This window comes from bacterium (assembly GCA_023150945.1).
Lineage (GTDB): Bacteria > Zhuqueibacterota > Zhuqueibacteria > Zhuqueibacterales > Zhuqueibacteraceae > Coneutiohabitans.
Genome location: JAKLJX010000001.1, coordinates 467,255 through 484,985, shown reverse-complemented (window position 1 = coordinate 484,985; position 17,731 = coordinate 467,255). Strand labels below are relative to the sequence as shown.

The window sequence follows — 17,731 nt, the reverse complement described above, 5'->3', positions numbered from 1 at the left end:
ACCAGGAGAGGCAATGAATCGCACGAAAATCGCGATGACACTAGAGGTGCTGCAGGCCTGTGAAAAGCCGGTGTTGCTGGTGCTGCAGGATATTCCGCCCGAACAACTGCGTTGGAAGCCGGCCGCTGAATCGCGCAGCATTGGCGAAATCTGCCGCCATCTCGTGCGGGTGAATGCCTGGTTCCTGCGGCGGCTGGGCGTCGAGCCGCAGGTCGCCGATGTCCCGGCCGGCGGCGCGGAGGAGTTGGCGGCCGGCCTGGAACACAGCCACCGCCAGGTTCGGGAAGTCGTGCAGGCCTGCGAAGACGATGGCGGGCTGCTGGTCGAGCGTGTTGCGCTGGACGGCAAGGATCGCGAGAAGCTGGGCGTGGCCGCGCTCCACATCGCCCAGCATGATTTGTATCATCTCGCGCAAATCGTCTATCTGCGCCGGGCGCAGGATCGCAGTTGGCCGGCGCCGCTGAAAGAATGGGAGGCGGCCACGCATGTGATCGGCGATTATTTGCTGGGCGTGAAATGAGCCTGCGCCTTTCCCGCCGATGAGACTTTGAGTTTGTCATGACGCGAAAGCCGCAGCCGGGAATTCGTGTGATCGCCGATCTTGCATTTACCGGCCGAGATGGCTATTTTTAGCGCGATTGCAACAGTGTGAGGTGAATACCATGTCCGCAACAGGCAGCCCGATTCTTACGCCGGAGCGTTCTTACCCGGAGGAATATCTTCCCGCTTCCGATGGGAGGCCCATGGCAGAGACCGATGTTCATCGCCGCCTCATGCTCGATTTGCTCCATGCCCTCGAGGAGCATTTTCGCGAGCAGCCGCTGGTGTATGTCAGCGGCAACATCTTTCTCTATTATCTCGATGAGCGCGGCGTCCGCCAGAGCATCTCACCCGATGTTCTCGTCGTGTTCGGTGTCCCCAAAAAGCAGCGCCGCATCTACAAACTGGACGCGGAGGGCAAGGCGCCGGACGTCGTGATCGAGTTGACCTCGGATGAAACCAAGGTCAATGATCTCGGCGACAAGCGTTACATTTATGCCACGCTCGGCGTGCGCGAGTATTTTATCTTCGATCCCTTGCAGGAAACCATGCGGCCGCCGTTGCGCGGGTTTCGCCTGGAGAACGGCGATTATGTGCCGTTGAGGGGAAGCCGGCTCAACAGCGAGGTATTGGGATTGGAATTGCGCGTCGAGCAAGATACCTTGCGGCTGTACGATCGCAAAACCGGCAAACGCTTGCTGACCCCCCAGGAGGCCGAAGCCGCACGCCGCGAGGCCGAAGCCAAAGCGGAACGCGAAGCCCGTGAACGTCAAGCGGCGGACGCGGAATTGGCGCGCTTGCGCGATGAATTGAAAAAACTGCGTGGCGAATAGTCCCCTCTGAATCAAAGAAAGGTCAGCCATGGCTCGTATCGTACGCGCCGGTTTGATTCAAGCCTCCCTGCCGCTGGCGGCGGAGGCGCCGCTGGACAAGCTGAAGAAGGCCATGATCGACAAACACGTGGCCTTGATCGCGCAGGCCGCCGGCAAGGGTGTGCAGGTGTTGTGCCTGCAGGAAATCTTCTACGGCCCCTACTTCTGCGCGGAAGAGCAAACGCGCTGGTACCAAATGGCCGAACCGATTCCCGGCGGCCCGACCATCACGCTGATGCGCGAGCTGGCCGCCAAACACAAGCTGATCCTGGTGGTGCCGATCTACGAAGAAGACATGCCCGGCGTGTTCTACAACACCGCCGCCGTGCTCGATGAAACCGGCGCCTATCTCGGCAAATACCGCAAGAATCACATTCCCCATTGCCACCCCGGCTTCTGGGAGAAATTCTATTTCAAGCCCGGTAATCTCGGCTATCCGGTGTTCACCACCAGCGTCGGCAAGATCGGCGTGTACATCTGCTATGACCGCCATTTTCCGGAGGGCGCGCGCGCGCTGGGCTTGAACGGCGCGGAGATTGTGTTCAATCCCTCGGCGACCGTGGCGGGCCTGTCGGAGTATTTGTGGAAGCTGGAGCAGCCCGCGCATGCGGTCGCCAATCAATATTTCGTCGGCGCCATCAATCGCGTTGGGCACGAGAAGCCGTGGGACATCGGCGAGTTCTATGGCTCGAGTTATTTCTGTGATCCGCGCGGCCGCATCATCGCGCAGGGCAGCCGCGATCAGGATGAAGTCATCGTCGCGGATCTCGATCTCGATCAAATCCGGGAAGTGCGCAACGTTTGGCAGTTCTTCCGCGATCGGCGGCCGGAAAGTTACGGCCGGCTGCTGGAGTAGCGCGCGCAAAACCGCCGGCGCGCCGGCAGACCATTCCCCTGCAAAACAAAAAGCCCTGTGCGCTTCACCTGCGCGCACAGGGCTTGTCATTTCCAGGCCCTGCGGTTTTCAAAACAACAGGAAAACCGGCGGCGCCGGCAGCTTTAGAAGCTGTAGGTCAAGCGGCTCAAGATCAAGCGGCCGAGGGCGGGAGCGCCGATGAATTCACGATGCTCCTTGTCGAGCAGGTTCTGCACGTTGACGGAAAAGCGCGTGCCGCGCGCAAAGGGCAGATCATACCCGAAGTTGAAATCCACCACGGTGTAGGTTTGCACTTCACCCACGAACACGCCGGAATCCATCGGGAAGCCTTCGACGTAACGGCCGCGCACTTCCGCATCATAGCCGCGCTGCGCGGAACGATAGTGCACGGAAAGCGCCGCCTTGTTGCCCGGCGCGTTGAGCGCGATGTCCGCCACGCCGTCGAGATTGCGGAAGATGACGCGATTGGGCTTCTTGAACAGGTTGAAGCCATTCTTGGTGACAAAAGAATAATTGCCGGAGAACACCCACTTCGGCGAGGCATAATAGGTCAAATTCACATCCATGCCGTTAAGGGTGACTTCACCGAAATTGCGATAGGTGAGCAGAATCGCGGTCGGATCATTGGCCTCTTGCGGGGTCGCGGTGCCGTAGGGAATCTGCGCCGCGCCGCTGGTGAAGATGGTGGCCAGCTCATCCACCGGCGTGCCGTTGCCGTTGCCGCCCAATCCCAGCGCCGGATTATCGAGCGCCGCTAGCACCGCCGCCAATTGCGCATTGGCGGGATTGGCGAGCGCCGCGCCGAACTGCTGTCCCAAGTTCGCGCCCAAAGTCGCGGGATCGAGAAACACATTCGGCGTTTCGTTGTTCAGCGGGCCGACAAAGTTCTTGATGCGGGAATGGTACACATCCACGCCCACCACCAGTTTCTCATTGATGATGCCTTTGTAGCCCAATTCGTAGGTTTCGGTGGTGGTCTCTTTGATCTGACCAACATCGATCACGTTCTGCACCACGCGCGATTGGCCGGTGGTCGGGTCGATCACACGCATGACGTTGTTGACGCCCGTCACCTGCTGCGGCACGATGCCGAGAAATTGCTGGGTAATGGCATCAATCGCCGGAGCGGGGAGGCCTTGCGAAGCCAACAAGCCGCGGAACTGCGGCACGAGTTGGGCGAGCACGGCGCCTCGTCCCACGCCCCACATCACGTTGGTGAAGGCGGGGTTGTTGAGATCGATGTAGTCGTTGCGGCTCAAGCCTGCCAGTGGCGCAAAAGGCGAGCGATAACGCGGCAAGCCGTTGGCGCTGCGGCTGAAGTTGAAGCCGGTTTCCGGCACGCCTTGGGTGCGCGCGCCGGTGGTGATGTCGAACGGAAAGGCAGATTGCAAACCGACCTGGCGGAAACGGAAAATATCCTGGCCCGCGGAAATGTCGAGGAACAGATTCAAGCTCGACGGCGTGCTGAAGGCGCGGTTGTAGGTGGCGCGGAAATTGTGCGAGGGATCCGGCTTGAACACCAGCGCCGCGCGCGGGGAGAACACCGGGTCTTTGATGCGGTTGTGATCATCGACGCGCGCTGCCAGCAACAGGTCGAGCTGGTTGGTCAGTTGGGTTTCCGATTGCAGGTAGGCGCCAAACTCATTGATGTTGTCGTCGCTCTCATTGCGGCCATTGATGGTGTTGTCGGTGTCGGGCCGCGTGAGAATGCCATCCGCGCCGTAGGTGAAACGCTGGCGCCGTCCCAGCATGGTGCTGTGCTGAATCTGGCCGGCGTAGAGTTTCGAATTATCCACGATCAGGGCGCCGTCACGCAGCAAGTAGGTGTCGCCGGCATCGCTTTGGTTCATGAAGCCCTGGACGAAGAAATTCTTGTAGAGGAAGCGCGCTTGCGCATAGGAGTAGGTCCAGCCTTTGGCAATACCGGCGCCGATGCCGGTGTACTCCAGGTTGCTGGCGCGGTTGTAGCCGCCGCTGAGAATGACGGTGGCCTCATCGCTGAGGCGATAGTCCAACCGGGCCTCGGCGGCGATCTTCTCCACGTCAAAATCACGCTTGTTCTCGATGGGGCCGCTGACCGGCTTGTTGCCGGTGGTGGTCTGGCGATAGGGCGTGATGGTGGCCGGTTCGGCCGGGTCGTAGTTGACCCAATCCTGGCCTTGATAGTATTGCGCGGAGAGCTTGTAGCCCAGCTTGGTGCCCACCACGCCGGCGTGGCGCATCGAAGTCATATAGATGTTGCGGCCGCCCTGGGGTTCGCGCTGTGAAATGTTGAAGAAATCCCGGCCGCCGCCGCCGATGCTGACCGTCGTGCCCTTGGACTCGAACGGCGAGCGGGTGATGATGTGCATCACACCGCTGGCGCTGTTGGGGCCGTACAATGCCGAGCCTGGCCCGGAGACGATTTCAATGCGGGAAATGTCCTCAGTCGAAGTCGGAATGAAATTGTAGGCATTGAGGCGAAGCGAAGGAACATTGGCATAGCGGTTATCCACCAGTGACAGCAGCGAGCCGGAGAAGATGTTGTTGAATCCGCGCACGACCACGTTGCTTTGCGCAATGCCGTTGCTGGAAACATCGACCGCCGGCAGGCCTCTCATGTAATCGGTCGGGCTGGTGGCCGCGCGGCCACGAATCTGCGTGGCTTCCAGAACGGAAACCGCGGCCGGTGCCTCCAGCACTTTTTCCTGGCGTCGTGAGGCCGAGATGATGACGGGGTTCAACGAGATGCCGGAAGGCACAACTTCGAGGTTGAGCGTTCTGGTTTCGCCGGCTGCCAAAGTCACATTCGCAATCACTCTTCTCTCATAACCGATGAACGAAACAGAGACCGTGTAGGTGCCGGCTGGCAGATTCGGCACCTCAAAGTTGCCGGAAGCATCGGCAGCCGCGCCCGTGGGCGACAGCCCCGGTGCCGTCACCACGACGCTGGCACCCGGCAGCTTTTCTTTGCTCTCCGCGTCGGTCACTGTTCCCCGCAAGGTGGCTGACTGCGCCAGCACCAGGGCCGGCACGAGCAGGACCATTCCCGCGAACAGGAACCGCACCAACGTCGAGAGCACTCGTCGTTGTTCCATACCTTTCCTCCCGTGGAAGTTAGTGTTTAACGGACAACGAGCCGCGCGGGCATGATAGAGTTTTTCCGCGACGGCAAATGGAAGATGGATACAGCCGAAGCAAGGTACTGCAGTTTTGAAACGGCAGGGTTCAAGAATGGGCAAAGAGCAGGGCTTTGCCAAATTGCAGAATTGAAAAAATTGGCTCAATTATAGCAAGGGGAATATTCAGCCGCAAGCAAAAAAACCGCAGAAATCAAGGTGGCAGCCCCGATCGCGAGCCGATTCGGGAGGCGCACTTCACTGCGCCGGTGCGGCCATGGCGAATATGATGCAGTGCGTCGCAGCGCCGACGATCGCGCTTGCCGACCCGATCCAAAAAGAATTTGCATTTTTAGGGCTTTCTGGCTATATAGTGCCCTAAAATTACGAGCACCATCAACCAAGCCGACGGCCTCACCGGCGCAGCAACCGCGGATCCAACCAAACGCATCATGGCCTCTCCTGAGAAAATCAAACACCTGCGCGAGTTGAAACAGAAGGCGCTCGCCGGCGGCGGTGAAAAGCGCGTGCAACAACAGCACGACAAGGGCAAACTCACGGCCCGCGAACGCCTGGAGTTGCTGCTCGATGAAGGCAGCTTTCACGAGCTTGGCATGCTGGTGCAACATCGCTCGCGCGATTTCGGCTTGGATAAACAGAAGTTCCTGGGTGATGGTGTGGTCACCGGTTATGGCCGCATCGAGGGCAGGTTGGTTTATCTCTTCTCACAAGATTTCACCGTGCTGGGCGGCTCGCTCTCCGAAGCTTATGGCGCGAAGATTTGCAAGATCATGGACATGGCCATGAAGAACGGCGCGCCGATCATCGGGCTGAACGACTCCGGCGGCGCGCGCATTCAGGAAGGCGTGGTGAGCTTGGGCGCCTATGCCGACATCTTCCTGCGCAACACCCTCGCCAGCGGCGTGGTGCCGCAAATCTCCGCGATTCTGGGGCCGTGTGCCGGCGGCGCGGTTTATTCGCCGGCCATCAGCGATTTCATTTTCATGGTGCCCAACATCAGCTACATGTTCGTCACCGGCCCCAACGTGGTCAAGACCGTGACCCACGAAGACGTCACCTTCGAAGAGCTGGGCGGCGCGGAAACCCATGCCTCCAAAAGCGGCGTGGCCCATTTTCTCGCGCCCGATGAAGTGAGCTGCATGCAGAGCATCCGCCGGCTGTTCGGTTTTTTGCCGCTGAACAATTGCGAAGATCCGCCGCTGCGGCCCTGCCACGACAGCGAGCAGCGCCAGGACGAGACGCTCAATTCTCTCGTGCCCGAAAACCCCAACAAGCCGTACGACATCAAAGCGATCATCTTGAAAGTGGTGGACGACGGTGATTTCATGGAAGTGCACGAACGCTACGCGCAAAACATCGTGGTCGGGTTTGCGCGCCTCGGAGGCAAACCGGTGGGCTTTGTGGCCAACCAGCCCGCGGTGCTCGCCGGCGTGCTCGATATCGATTCCTCCATCAAAGCGGCGCGCTTTGTGCGCTTCTGCGATGCGTTCAACATTCCGCTGATCACGCTGGTGGACGTGCCGGGCTTTCTGCCGGGCACGGATCAGGAATGGCGCGGCATCATCAAGCACGGCGCGAAACTGCTCTACGCCTACTCCGAAGCCACGGTGCCGAAGATCACCGTGATCACGCGCAAGGCCTATGGCGGCGCGTATGACGTCATGAGCTCGAAACACATTCGCGGCGACATCAACTACGCCTGGCCCTCCGCCGAAATCGCAGTGATGGGGCCGCAAGGCGCGGTGGAAATCATTTTCAAACGGGAGATCGAGCAGGCCGCCGATCCTCAAGCCGCCACCGCCGCCAAGGTCGAAGAGTATCGCGAGAAATTTGCCAGCCCCTACATCGCAGCGGAGCGCGGCTACCTCGATGACATCATCGAGCCGGCGCAAACGCGGCCCAAGCTCATCGCGGCGCTGCACATGCTGGCCAACAAGGTTGACAGCAATCCCAAGAAGAAACACGGCAACATTCCCCTGTAATCCGGCGTGCGGCTTGCCCGGCGCCGGCGGCAGAAGACCAACCACCCTTTCGTGGGGCGAAGACGAGAAGCGCATATGCAATTGCAGTCCGAGAAACAACAAGACGTCGTCATCCTGAGATTGGAAGACCAGCGGCTCGATTTCAGCGTCGCGCCTGATCTCAAAACCAAGTTTATCGAACTCACCAACGCCGGCGAGAAGCACGTGTTGCTCGATCTCGCCAACGTCGAATATGCCGACAGCTCGGGACTGGGCGCCATCTTGTTCGGCATCCGGCAACTGCGGCCGGCAAAAGGCGTTTTGAAAATCGTCAACCTCCAGCCGCGCGTGCTCACCCTCATCAAGATCGCCAAGCTCGACAATGTGATCGAGAGCTTCGACGATGAAGCCGAGGCGATTGCCAGCTTTGCGGCGGACTGAGCAGCCGCGATTCCACTCACCGGCAACGCACACCAGTCGGCTGAGACCGGCTGGTCGTGCCCGGCGGGCATTCGATCCCTGACCTGCTGCAGCCTGGAAAACCGCATCGATCCCATGTTCACGAAAATCCTGATTGCCAATCGCGGGGAGATTGCGGTGCGCATCATCCGCACCTGCCGCGAGATGGGCATACGCACCGTCGCCGTGTTCTCGGAAGCGGACCGCCTGGCGTTGCACGTGCGGCTGGCGGACGAGGCGCGGCTGCTGGGCCCGCCGCCGGCGCGCGAATCCTACCTGGTTCCGGAAAAAATCATTGCCGCGGCCCACGCCAGCGGCGCAGAAGCGATTCACCCGGGCTATGGTTTTCTCTCGGAAAACGCTGCTTTCGCCGAGGCCGTGACCGCCGCGGGTCTGGTTTTCATCGGCCCGTCGGGCGAGGCCATGCGCCAGATGGGCGACAAGGTCGCCGCCCGCAAATTGATGATGGCGGCCGGCGTGCCGGTCGTGCCCGGCACGCTCGAGCCGGTGGCAAGTCTCGCCTCAGCCCGCCAGACTGCCGCGGAAATCGGCTATCCGGTGCTGCTCAAAGCCGCGGCCGGCGGCGGCGGCAAGGGCATGCGGCTGGTGCACCGGCCCGAAGATTTGCCGGAGATGTTGCGCACCGCGGCTTCCGAAGCGCAATCGGCTTTCGCCGACGGCCGGGTGTTTCTGGAAAAGTATGTCGAGCAGCCGCGCCACATTGAATTTCAAATCATCGCCGATCGCCATGGCAATGCCATTCACCTGGGAGAGCGCGAATGCTCGATTCAGCGCCGGCATCAAAAGGTGATCGAAGAATCGCCCTCCGCCCTGCTCGATCCCGGCATGCGGCGCGCGATGGGCGAGGCCGCGGTGGCGGCAGCGCGGAGCTGCGGCTACGTTAATGCCGGCACCATCGAGTTCATCGTGGACAAGCACCGGCGCTACTACTTTTTGGAGATGAACACCCGCTTGCAAGTCGAGCATCCCGTCACCGAAATGGTGACCGGCCTGGATTTGGTGAAAATGCAGATCGAAATCGCGGCCGGCCAGAAGCTGCCGCTCACGCAGGCGGAAGTGCAACGCAACGGCCATGCGATCGAATGCCGCATTTATGCCGAAGATCCGGAGAACAACTTCATTCCCGCCATCGGCCGTTTGCGCCATTTGCACAAGCCGGACGGCTTCGGCCTCCGCGAGGACAGCGGCGTGTATGAAGGCGGTGAGATTTCGGTCTATTATGATCCGCTGATCTCCAAGCTCGTTGCCTGGGGCGCCACGCGCGCAGAGGCCATCAATCGCATGCGCCGGGCGCTGGCGGAGTATGAAATCGGCGGCGTCAAAACCACGATTCCCTTTTGCCTGTGGGTGATGCAACACCCCAAGTTTCGCGCCGGCGAATTCGACACCCACTTCGTGCAAAATGAATTCACCCCGGCCCTGCTGGCCGTGCACCGCGACGGTCACCCCGCGGAGCGCGACTTGGCGACGGTGGCTGCGCTGGCCGCGGTGCTGAAACAAGAAACGAGCGCGGCCGTTGCCGTTCCCGCGCCGGGAAACAGCGCCTCGCCCGCGGCCAGCAATTGGAAACGCCGCGGCTGGCGGGAGCGCATGCAGCAGAGTTGAATGATTACGGCAGTGAGGAGGGAGAACCATCATGTCGCGGCGCAGCAGGAGAACGCAAAAAAAAGCCGGCGCCTCGCCCGGCACGTTGGTGTATGTCGGCGAGAAAAAAGTCGACCAGCCGGTGGTCACGCTGTTTGTCTACAACAATGAACGCTATCAGGAGCGGCGAGTCGAGCGTCTCGAGGAGGTTTATCCCTGCCGCACCAATCCCCCCACGAGTTGGATCAACCTCACCGGCCTGCACGAGGTTCGCCTGCTGGAAAAGCTGGGCGGTCATTTCAAAATTCATCCGCTCGCCCTGGAAGACATCGCCAACACCGCGCAACGCCCCAAGCTCGAAGAACACGGCGACCACATCTTCGTCGCGCTCAAACTGCTGAAGTACGATGAGCCTGCCGGCGGCATCACCAGCCAGCAGGTGAGCATTTGGATGACTTCAAACTATCTCCTTTCCTTCGAGGAGAACTTCGAAGACGTCTTCGACCCGCTGCGGGAGCGCATTCGCACCGCCGGCAGCCAGGTGCGGCGCTGCGGCACGGATTACCTGCTCTATCGCCTGCTCGACGCCGTGGTCGACAACTACTTCCTCGCGCTCGACAAGCTCGGCGAGCGCATTGATGCCGTGGAAGACGAGTTGATCGAGCAGCCCACCAGAGACACGCTGCGCGCCATCTACAGCCTCAAGCGTGAGCTGCTCTTCCTACGCAAATCCACCTGGCCGCTGCGCGAAGTCATCAGCGAGCTGACGCGCATCGAGTCCCCGCTGATCAAAGACGCCACCCTCATCTTCCTGCGCGATGTCTATGATCACACCGTGCGCGTGATCGAAACCATCGAAAGCTACCGCGACGTTGCCGCCAGCATGATGGATCTTTACCTCTCCAGCTTGAGCCACAAGATGAATGAAGTCATCAAAGTGCTCACCATCATCTCCACCATCTTCATTCCGCTCACTTTTCTCGCCGGCGTGTACGGCATGAACTTCAATACCGCGACCAGCCCGTGGAACATGCCCGAGCTGAATTGGTACTGGGGCTATCCCGCGGTCTGGCTGGTGATGGCGGCCATCGGCGGCGCGATGTTGTTCTTCTTCAAGAAAAGAGGCTGGTTCTAACGCCACCGCGGCTTCGCCGGCGGCCACCGGGCGACGGAGTCGAAGAATTCACCCGCCTCACGCCTTCGTCGCGGACGTGCCCCGATCCAAGATTGCTTTTTCCTCCGGATAGGGAGGAAACTTCGCCTCCTCCGCCAGCCGCACATCCTCGATGGACAGAAAGGCGCCGGGATTGAACTGGCGGATGATCTCGCTCAACTCCGGCAGGCGTTTGCGTTGAATCACCGTGAAAACCACCTTCACCGGGCCGGTCACGCCCTCGCCGTTCAACACCGTGAGGCCGTAGCCTTCGGCTTTGAGATGGGCAATCAGTGCGGAGGCATCCTTGCGGGTGATGATGCGCACCACTTGCATGCCGAGCGCCAGCTTGCCCTCGATGTAAATGCCCACGAAACTGCCCATGGCATAGCCGCCGCCATAGGCCAGGTAGCACATGACATTGTCGAGATGTTTGAAAATCTGGCTGATGGCGAGCAGCCAGATCATCACTTCGAAAAACCCCAGCAGCGGCGCGAGCAACCGCCGGCTGCGCGCCAGAAACATGATACGCAGCGTGCCAATGGAAACATCCACCACCCGCGCGCTGAAAATCAGCATCGGCAGGATCACCCAGCGAAACAACTCGGATTGATGCACAGCAACAGAATCCATTTTGCCTTTCTCCTTGTTCCATTCCGATCCCACAGGATTTCCCGCGGCTCTCGAATGCGAGTCGCGACGGCAAATATGCTCAAAAAAACATGGCGTGCAAGCGCAAGTTTGCTCTTGCTTGTCGTCGCGCCTTCAGGCGCCGGCTCATGGGACAAACTTCTTGAATTTGAAGCCGCCGTTCAGTATCGTCATGGCCTGATTGGCGGCGCGGCCAACGATTTGCCTCGTTTGTCCTCCCGCCATCAGCACAGCAAGTCATATATTGCTGCCGGCTGATCATGCCGGCCGGTGCAGAATCAATGAAAGATAATCGGCTGAGATGTCACGGACACCTGCGAAACTAAGAGCATCCTTTCACACTCTCGGCTGCCGTCTCAATCAGGCCGAGACCGCGCTGCTGTCCAACCGCTTTCGTTCCCAAGGCTATGAGATCGTCGCCGGCGACGAGCCCAGCGACGTGTGCGTCATCAATTCCTGCACCGTCACCGGGCATGCCGATCGTAAATGCCGCCAGCTCGTCAATCAAGTGCTGCGCCGCAACCCGGACACCTTCGTCGCGGTCGTCGGCTGCTACGCGCAAGTGGGCGCCGAGGCGCTGCAACGCATTCCCGGCATCGATTTGATCGTGGGCACGCAGGACAAACTCAATCTCACGGACTTGCTCGATGATCCGGTGAAGCGCACGGCTCCGCAGGTGGTGCGGCCGCGCCTGACCCGCGAACCCTTCACCATCGCCGGCACCGGCCTGCCCGCGCCCACCACACGCGCCAATTTGAAAATTCAGGACGGCTGCGATTTCATGTGCAGCTTCTGCATCATTCCCTTTGCCCGCGGCCGCGCCCGCTCGCGCGCTTTCGGCGACCTCCGCCGCGAAGCCGCGGAGCTGATTGCCGCGGGCCACAAAGAACTCGTGCTCACCGGCGTCAACCTCGGCACCTACTCTTGCGAGGGCAAGACTTTTCTGGACGCGGTCAAGATGCTGCTGGCGCTCCCCGGCCTCGAGCGCTTGCGCATCAGCAGTATCGAGCCGACCACTATTCCCGCCGAATTGCTGGAGCTGATGGCCGACTCCGAAATCCTGTGCCCGCATTTGCACATTCCGGTGCAAAGCGGCGATGACGGCGTGCTGGCGGCGATGAAACGCCTCTACACCCGCGCCGAGTTCGAGGATTTCATCGCGGCACTGCAACGCCGCCTGCCACACGCCATGATTGCCACGGATCTCATGGTCGGCTTTCCCGGCGAAACCGAGGCCGCGTTTCGCGCGAGCTGCGAGCTGCTGCAAAATTCCGCGCTGGCCTACGCGCATGTGTTCACCTTTTCCAGCCGGACCGGCACAGCCGCCGCACGCCAAGCCGGCCATGTTCCCGCCGCAGTGAAAAAAGAACGCAGCCAGCGCTTGCATGAAATCTCCGAGGCCAAGAAGCTGGAATTCTACCGCCGCTTCGTGGGCCGCGAGGTGAGAGTATTGCTGGAAGAACGCTCCGGCGCCGGCGGTTGGCTCGGCTTCACGGACAATTATATCAAAGTGGAAGTCCACGGTGCGTCGCTGGCGGAAAATCACCTGGTGCGGGCGCGCGTGGACGGCGTGCAGCCGGGAAGCGCGCACGGCACGATCGTATCGTCCGTTTGACGGTGGCAAACCGAAACGCGACAGCCGGACGGCGCATTGGTTCTATCCCACCAAAAATGCAAAACACCTCAGAATGACTGGCAGAGGGAGAGTATGAAGAAAACGCTTGCCTGCCTGATGCTGTGCGGGCTGGTACTGGCAGCGGCGGCGCCCGGCGCTGCGCAGCCGGGCACGGTGGATGCGCTGCGCCAGGCGTCGTTGCGCCAACAACGGCTGGCAACCCCGCGCAAGGCCATCGAGAATTTTCTGGAATGGCAGAATCCGCCGGGCATCGATTATGCGATTGCCGCGGAAGCCTTCACACTGGACTCGACCCGCAGCGCGACCGAGCGCCAAACCCTGGCGCGCCAGCTCAAACGCGTGCTCGACGGCCGCGCCCTGCTCGTGCGCCTGGAGACGATTCCCGACAGCGCCAATCATCGCGACCCGCGCAGCGGCCTGGCCGAATACACCCTCTTTCCCAACAAGCTGCCGCACGTTTATCTCGTCAAAGCCGGCGACGAATGGCTGTTCGCGCTGGCAACCCTGCAGGAAATTCCCCGGCTCTACCGCCAAACCTATTCCGCGTGGCTGGAAGACGTGCAGCGCATGTTGCCCAAGCCGCTCTTCTATTCCTTCCTGGGCATTGCCATTTGGCAGGCTGCCGGCTTCGTTCTGCTGTTGATCACCGGTCTCTTTTTGCGCCGGCTCTTTGCTTTTCTCATCAACCGCCTCGCCAGCCGGCTGATCTCGCAAGAGACCTGGCAGTGGGAGCCGGCACAGTTGCGGAGATTTCTACGGCCGCTCAGCTTTTTGTTGATGATCGGCTTCTTTTCCCTCACCTACTCGAATCTGCAGCTTTCCTTGCGCGCCAATCTTTTCATCAGCGTGCTGCTGCAGTTGCTGGCGGCGGCCGGCGTCATCTGGCAGATGTTCAATCTCGTCGATGCGTTCTCGGCTTACCTGTCCCGCGTCACCAAGAAAACCGCCAGCAAGCTCGATGATCAGTTGATCCCGATTCTCGGCAAAGTGCTCAAGTTTCTGGCGCTGCTGCTCGGCGTCATCACCGTGATCCAGAGCTACGGCTACTCCATCGGTTCGGTCGTGGCCGGCCTCGGCATCGGCGGTTTGGCCATCGCCCTGGCGGCGCAAAACACGCTGGCCAACTTCTTCGGCTCGGTGATGATCTTTCTCGACAAGCCGTTTCAGGTCGGCGATTACATTCGCATCGACGGCTCCGAAGGCACGGTGGAGGAAGTGGGCTTCCGCTCCACCCGGCTGCGCACGCCGGAGGATTCGGTGGTGACCATGCCCAATGCCAAGCTCGCCGACGTGCAGATCAACAATTTGGGATTGCGCAATTTTCGCCGCATCCGCATGCTGCTGGGATTGACCTACAGCACCACGCCGCTGCAGATGCAGGCGTTTGTCGAAGGCATTCGCGCGATCATCGCCGCCAATCCCTTCATGCGCAAGGATGCCTACGAAGTTCATTTCAACGAATTCGGCGCCTATTCGCTCAACGTGCTGGTGGTGTGCTATCTCAAAGTCGGCGGCATCAGCGAAGAGCTGCGCGAGAAGCACAATTTCTTCATGGAGATTCTGCGGCTGGCCGGCCGCGTGGGCGTGGAATTCGCGTTTCCGACCCAAACCCTGCACCTCGACAGTTTCCATGCCCGGCAGCCGCGCGTGGTCGGCAAAGAAATCCCCGAGCCTGAGCTGGCGAAAGTCGTGCAGGGCTTCGGGCCGGCAGGCGAATATTCGCAACCCACGGCGCCGCGGCTGCAAGACAACGGCAAGCCGGTGGATTTCACCGCCCAGGCTTTGCTCGGGCTTCCCAAGCCGCAAACCCTTGCTGACGAGGAATGGCGCTGAGCCGCATCATGACCAATCGCAGCCTTTTTCAACTCTTGCTATTGGCGGGACTGCTACTGCTCTGGTGGCTGAATCCCAGCCTGAAAGCGCGGCCGGCGGCCAAGCTCACGCTCTATCTGTTCGCGCTGCTTGCCTTCGTGATTTTGAGTTTTTTGAATTGGAAGTGTGGCGACTGAACGCCAGCCACGCCGGCGCGGCCATGGTCGCGCGCTATTTCATCGCGAGCATGCTGCGCTAACATTGTCATTTGCTCCGGCGGCTTGCGCGGAGTAGATTCGATCAACGAGGTGAGCAATACCGAACTGGTTCTGGATCGTGGTGGTGATCGTCGGCGTGCTGGCAGCGGGCCTGCTGCGCGAGCGGCGGCGCCTGCGCAGCATGGAACGCGTCGCCAGGCAGCGCGGCTTCGTGCTGCATTCGCCGTTCGCCCCCGGCGAGCGCCCGCCGCTGGCAGCACTGGCGGTGCGGCTCGCGGGACGGCCCGCCACCCGCTGGGGCGCGGGGCTTACGGGTGAAGTCAACGGACTCGAGATCGCCATCGCCGAGCACGAGCTGCCGGCACGCGGCCTCGACGCCGCCGGCTCCCCCAACACCATCGGCATCTGGCATGTGATGGTGGCGTGGCCGGTTGGCCGCGCCGGCGTGCGCACCGATGCCGGCGGCGCGTGGCCGCACGGCGGCCAGCTTGCCTGCGACGGCGGGTGGGCCGCCTGGCGGCTGCGCGGCAACCTCACGCCGGCCAACGTCGAGCTGCTGCTGGCCCATCTGCCCGAGGCCCGCCGCCAGTTCGAATAGCCGGAAGCGGCGGAGCGCGCAGCGCCGCGCGGACGCTGAGCCAGGCGCCACCCAACGACGTGAGAATTCGTACGGCGATGATCGAATTATTTTGTTCCCCATCATTTTGCCCAAGAGCCTGCGCCGGATTTCAGACAAGTTGAAATCCGAAGCCCGCGGGCAGCAATAAGCCCGATTCGGGCATTGTTGCGTCGCACGAGGTATCCACCACCACTGTCATCCAGTAACGATCCTCTGAAGATTGAGGCACACGCCCGTGCCATTCACCTCAATAGCTCACCGCCAAGACGCGAAGAACGCGAAGAAGGACTCTCTTGATTTTGAAACTCCGCGTCGACGCGGTTCGAATGATTGCCTTGTGGTGAAGAATCTTCTGGAATTTTATTCTGATTTTGCGCGCCCCATGGCCTACAACACCAGGTTTCAGACAAACTGAAACCCAAAGCCCGCTGAGGCCGATTCGTACACTGTTGTCTCGCACGAGGTATTCACCACCGCTGTCATCCAGTAAGGATCCTGTGAAGATTGAGGCACACGCCCGTGTCATTCACCTCAAAAGCTCACCGCCAAGACGCGAAGAACGCGAAGAAGGATTCCCTTGATTTTATAACTCCGCGCTCTCCGCGTCGCCGCGGTTCGAATGTCTGCTTTGTGGTGAAGAATCTCTTGGAATTCTATTCTGACTTTGCGCGCCCTATGACCTGGACAAGTTGTTCAAACAAGCTGAAAACTTGGACCTGCGGGCAGCAAAGAGATTTTCCAACGGATTGAAACAACCAACTGATAAAGGGCTTTCATCCGCTGGGTTGTTTCTATCCGCTGGAAAAAAGTTGGCATTCTATTCAAAGTTCGAAAAGCCAGTCACCTAATCCGCTTACCCGTGACCCCTCCCTCTTATGCAAACCAGCCGCATTCTCGTCACCTGTCCCAAAGCCATTCCTCCGATATTGGCGCATGAAATCCGCGCATTGGGCTTGCCGGTCGTGGCGGAAAAAGAAGCCGCGGTCGAAACCATCGGCACGCAGCACGACACCCAGCGCCTGAATCTCTGGCTGCGCACCGGCCACCGCGTTCTGTTCTTGCTGAAAGATTTCCGCTGCCGCACGTCCGCAGAGTTGTACAGCCACCTCGTGCGCTTGCCGTGGGAGAATTACCTCGACAGCCACAGCCCTCTCAGCATCACCTCGGCGGTGCACAACGACACCATCAAAGACACGCGCTTTGCCAATCTCAAATGCAAAGATGCGATTGTCGACCGTCTCAAGCGCAAGACCGGCCGGCGGCCGGATTCCGGACCGGAGCGCACCGGCGCCGTGGTTTTTTTGTATTGGAAAGCAGAGGAGGCGAGCATTTATCTTGACACCTCGGGCGAGTCACTGGCGAAGCGCGGCTACCGCAAGATTCCGCTGCAGGCGCCGATGCAGGAGACTCTGGCCGCGGCCACGATTTTGGCCACGGGCTGGCAGGGCGAGGGCAATTTCATCAATCCGATGTGCGGCAGCGGCACGTTGGCGATCGAAGCGGCGTGGCTCAGTCTCGGCCGGCCGCCGGGTTTGCTGCGCGGCAATTTCGGGTTCATGCACTTGCGCGGATTTGAGCAGGCAAAATGGCGGGCGTTGCTGGCGCAGGCAAAAGCGGGAATGAAAAAGACGCTCGCGGCCAAAATCATCGCGACCGATCACGATCCCGCAGCCGTGGCCGCCGCGCGGCAGAATGCCAAGACCGCGGGCGTCGATCATTTGATTGCATTCGAAGTATGTGATTTTGCCGCGACGCCGGTGCCGGCCGGCGGCGGGGTGATCATGCTCAATCCCGAATACGGCGAGCGGCTGGGGCGAGAAGCGGAGCTGCAGGCGATCTATCCCGGCATTGGTGATTGGTTCAAGCAGAAATGCGCGGGCTACACCGGCTATGTTTTCACCGGCAATCTCGAATTGGCGAAGCGCGTGGGCTTGCGGCCCAAGCGCCGGCTGCCGTTTTTCAACGGCGCGCTTGAATGCCGGTTGTTGGAATTCGAATTGTATGAAGGCAGCAAGCCGCGGTGGCGGGAATGAGAGGTGGCACACCGTTGCTGCGCGGCATTGGCAGTCGCTCCGCAGCCGGTTGTCGTCCAGCAGGTACCCTGTGAAGCACAAGGCACAACCCCACGATCACAAACCGACAGCTCACGTCATCCCGTCGTTTTTCTAGAGTGAAATCGTTGCTCCCAAAACAACAATTTCCTCCAGCG

At 60.5% G+C, this 17,731-nt stretch carries 15 protein-coding genes; 13 read left to right on the top strand and 2 right to left on the bottom strand.

Translation table 11 applies throughout. The annotated features are described in order from the left end of the window. Positions 1-13: 13 nt before the first annotated feature. From L6R21_01875 to L6R21_01865, 3 genes are all read left to right on the top strand, one after another. On the top strand, positions 14-520 hold the full coding sequence (locus L6R21_01875; GenBank protein ID MCK6557920.1) for a DinB family protein: 507 nt from the start codon (positions 14-16) through the stop codon (positions 518-520). A gap of 142 nt (positions 521-662) precedes the next feature. Beyond that, on the top strand, positions 663-1,373 hold the full coding sequence (locus L6R21_01870) for a Uma2 family endonuclease (protein MCK6557919.1): 711 nt from the start codon (positions 663-665) through the stop codon (positions 1,371-1,373). A 28-nt stretch (positions 1,374-1,401) separates the two neighbouring features. Beyond that, the gene (locus tag L6R21_01865) at positions 1,402-2,268 is read left to right on the top strand and encodes an acyltransferase (protein MCK6557918.1); all 867 of its coding nucleotides are present in this window, start codon (positions 1,402-1,404) and stop codon (positions 2,266-2,268) included. A 143-nt stretch (positions 2,269-2,411) separates the two neighbouring features. On the opposite strand, the gene L6R21_01860 is transcribed toward L6R21_01865, so the two are convergent. Next, a complete protein-coding gene (locus tag L6R21_01860) occupies positions 2,412-5,366 on the bottom strand; it encodes a TonB-dependent receptor (GenBank protein MCK6557917.1) in 2,955 nt (984 codons plus the stop codon). A 473-nt stretch (positions 5,367-5,839) separates the two neighbouring features. On the opposite strand from L6R21_01860, the gene L6R21_01855 reads away from it, so the two are divergent. The 4 genes from L6R21_01855 (at position 5,840) to corA (ending at position 10,568) form a co-directional block, all read left to right on the top strand. Next, positions 5,840-7,390, top strand: coding sequence for an acyl-CoA carboxylase subunit beta (locus tag L6R21_01855; protein MCK6557916.1), 1,551 nt, complete (start codon positions 5,840-5,842; stop codon positions 7,388-7,390). A 75-nt stretch (positions 7,391-7,465) separates the two neighbouring features. Beyond that, positions 7,466-7,810, top strand: a complete 345-nt coding sequence (locus tag L6R21_01850; protein MCK6557915.1) for an STAS domain-containing protein — start codon at positions 7,466-7,468, stop codon at positions 7,808-7,810. A gap of 114 nt (positions 7,811-7,924) precedes the next feature. Beyond that, positions 7,925-9,454, top strand: coding sequence for an acetyl-CoA carboxylase biotin carboxylase subunit (gene accC / locus L6R21_01845; GenBank protein ID MCK6557914.1), 1,530 nt, complete (start codon positions 7,925-7,927; stop codon positions 9,452-9,454). A gap of 31 nt (positions 9,455-9,485) precedes the next feature. Continuing rightward, positions 9,486-10,568 (top strand): magnesium/cobalt transporter CorA, encoded by a 1,083-nt coding sequence (gene corA / locus L6R21_01840; protein MCK6557913.1) that lies wholly within the window; start codon positions 9,486-9,488, stop codon positions 10,566-10,568. Positions 10,569-10,625: 57 nt separating this feature from the next. Here corA and L6R21_01835 read toward each other — a convergent pair whose 3' ends face one another. After that, the gene (locus L6R21_01835; GenBank protein MCK6557912.1) at positions 10,626-11,219 is read right to left on the bottom strand and encodes a DUF2179 domain-containing protein; all 594 of its coding nucleotides are present in this window, start codon (positions 11,217-11,219) and stop codon (positions 10,626-10,628) included. Positions 11,220-11,294: 75 nt separating this feature from the next. On the opposite strand from L6R21_01835, the gene L6R21_01830 reads away from it, so the two are divergent. The 6 genes from L6R21_01830 (at position 11,295) to L6R21_01805 (ending at position 17,555) form a co-directional block, all read left to right on the top strand. Beyond that, positions 11,295-11,495 (top strand): hypothetical protein, encoded by a 201-nt coding sequence (locus L6R21_01830; protein ID MCK6557911.1) that lies wholly within the window; start codon positions 11,295-11,297, stop codon positions 11,493-11,495. Positions 11,496-11,538: 43 nt separating this feature from the next. Then, the gene (gene mtaB, locus L6R21_01825; protein ID MCK6557910.1) at positions 11,539-12,852 is read left to right on the top strand and encodes a tRNA (N(6)-L-threonylcarbamoyladenosine(37)-C(2))-methylthiotransferase MtaB; all 1,314 of its coding nucleotides are present in this window, start codon (positions 11,539-11,541) and stop codon (positions 12,850-12,852) included. Positions 12,853-12,945: 93 nt separating this feature from the next. Then, positions 12,946-14,706, top strand: coding sequence for a mechanosensitive ion channel family protein (locus L6R21_01820; protein MCK6557909.1), 1,761 nt, complete (start codon positions 12,946-12,948; stop codon positions 14,704-14,706). Between the two features lie 8 nt (positions 14,707-14,714). After that, complete coding sequence (locus L6R21_01815; protein MCK6557908.1) at positions 14,715-14,882, top strand: hypothetical protein; 168 nt, start codon at positions 14,715-14,717, stop codon at positions 14,880-14,882. Between the two features lie 139 nt (positions 14,883-15,021). Then, the gene (locus L6R21_01810; protein MCK6557907.1) at positions 15,022-15,501 is read left to right on the top strand and encodes a hypothetical protein; all 480 of its coding nucleotides are present in this window, start codon (positions 15,022-15,024) and stop codon (positions 15,499-15,501) included. A gap of 896 nt (positions 15,502-16,397) precedes the next feature. Further along, positions 16,398-17,555: a class I SAM-dependent RNA methyltransferase gene (locus tag L6R21_01805; protein ID MCK6557906.1), complete on the top strand. Its 1,158-nt coding sequence runs from the start codon at positions 16,398-16,400 to the stop codon at positions 17,553-17,555. The last annotated feature ends 176 nt before the right edge of the window (positions 17,556-17,731 follow it).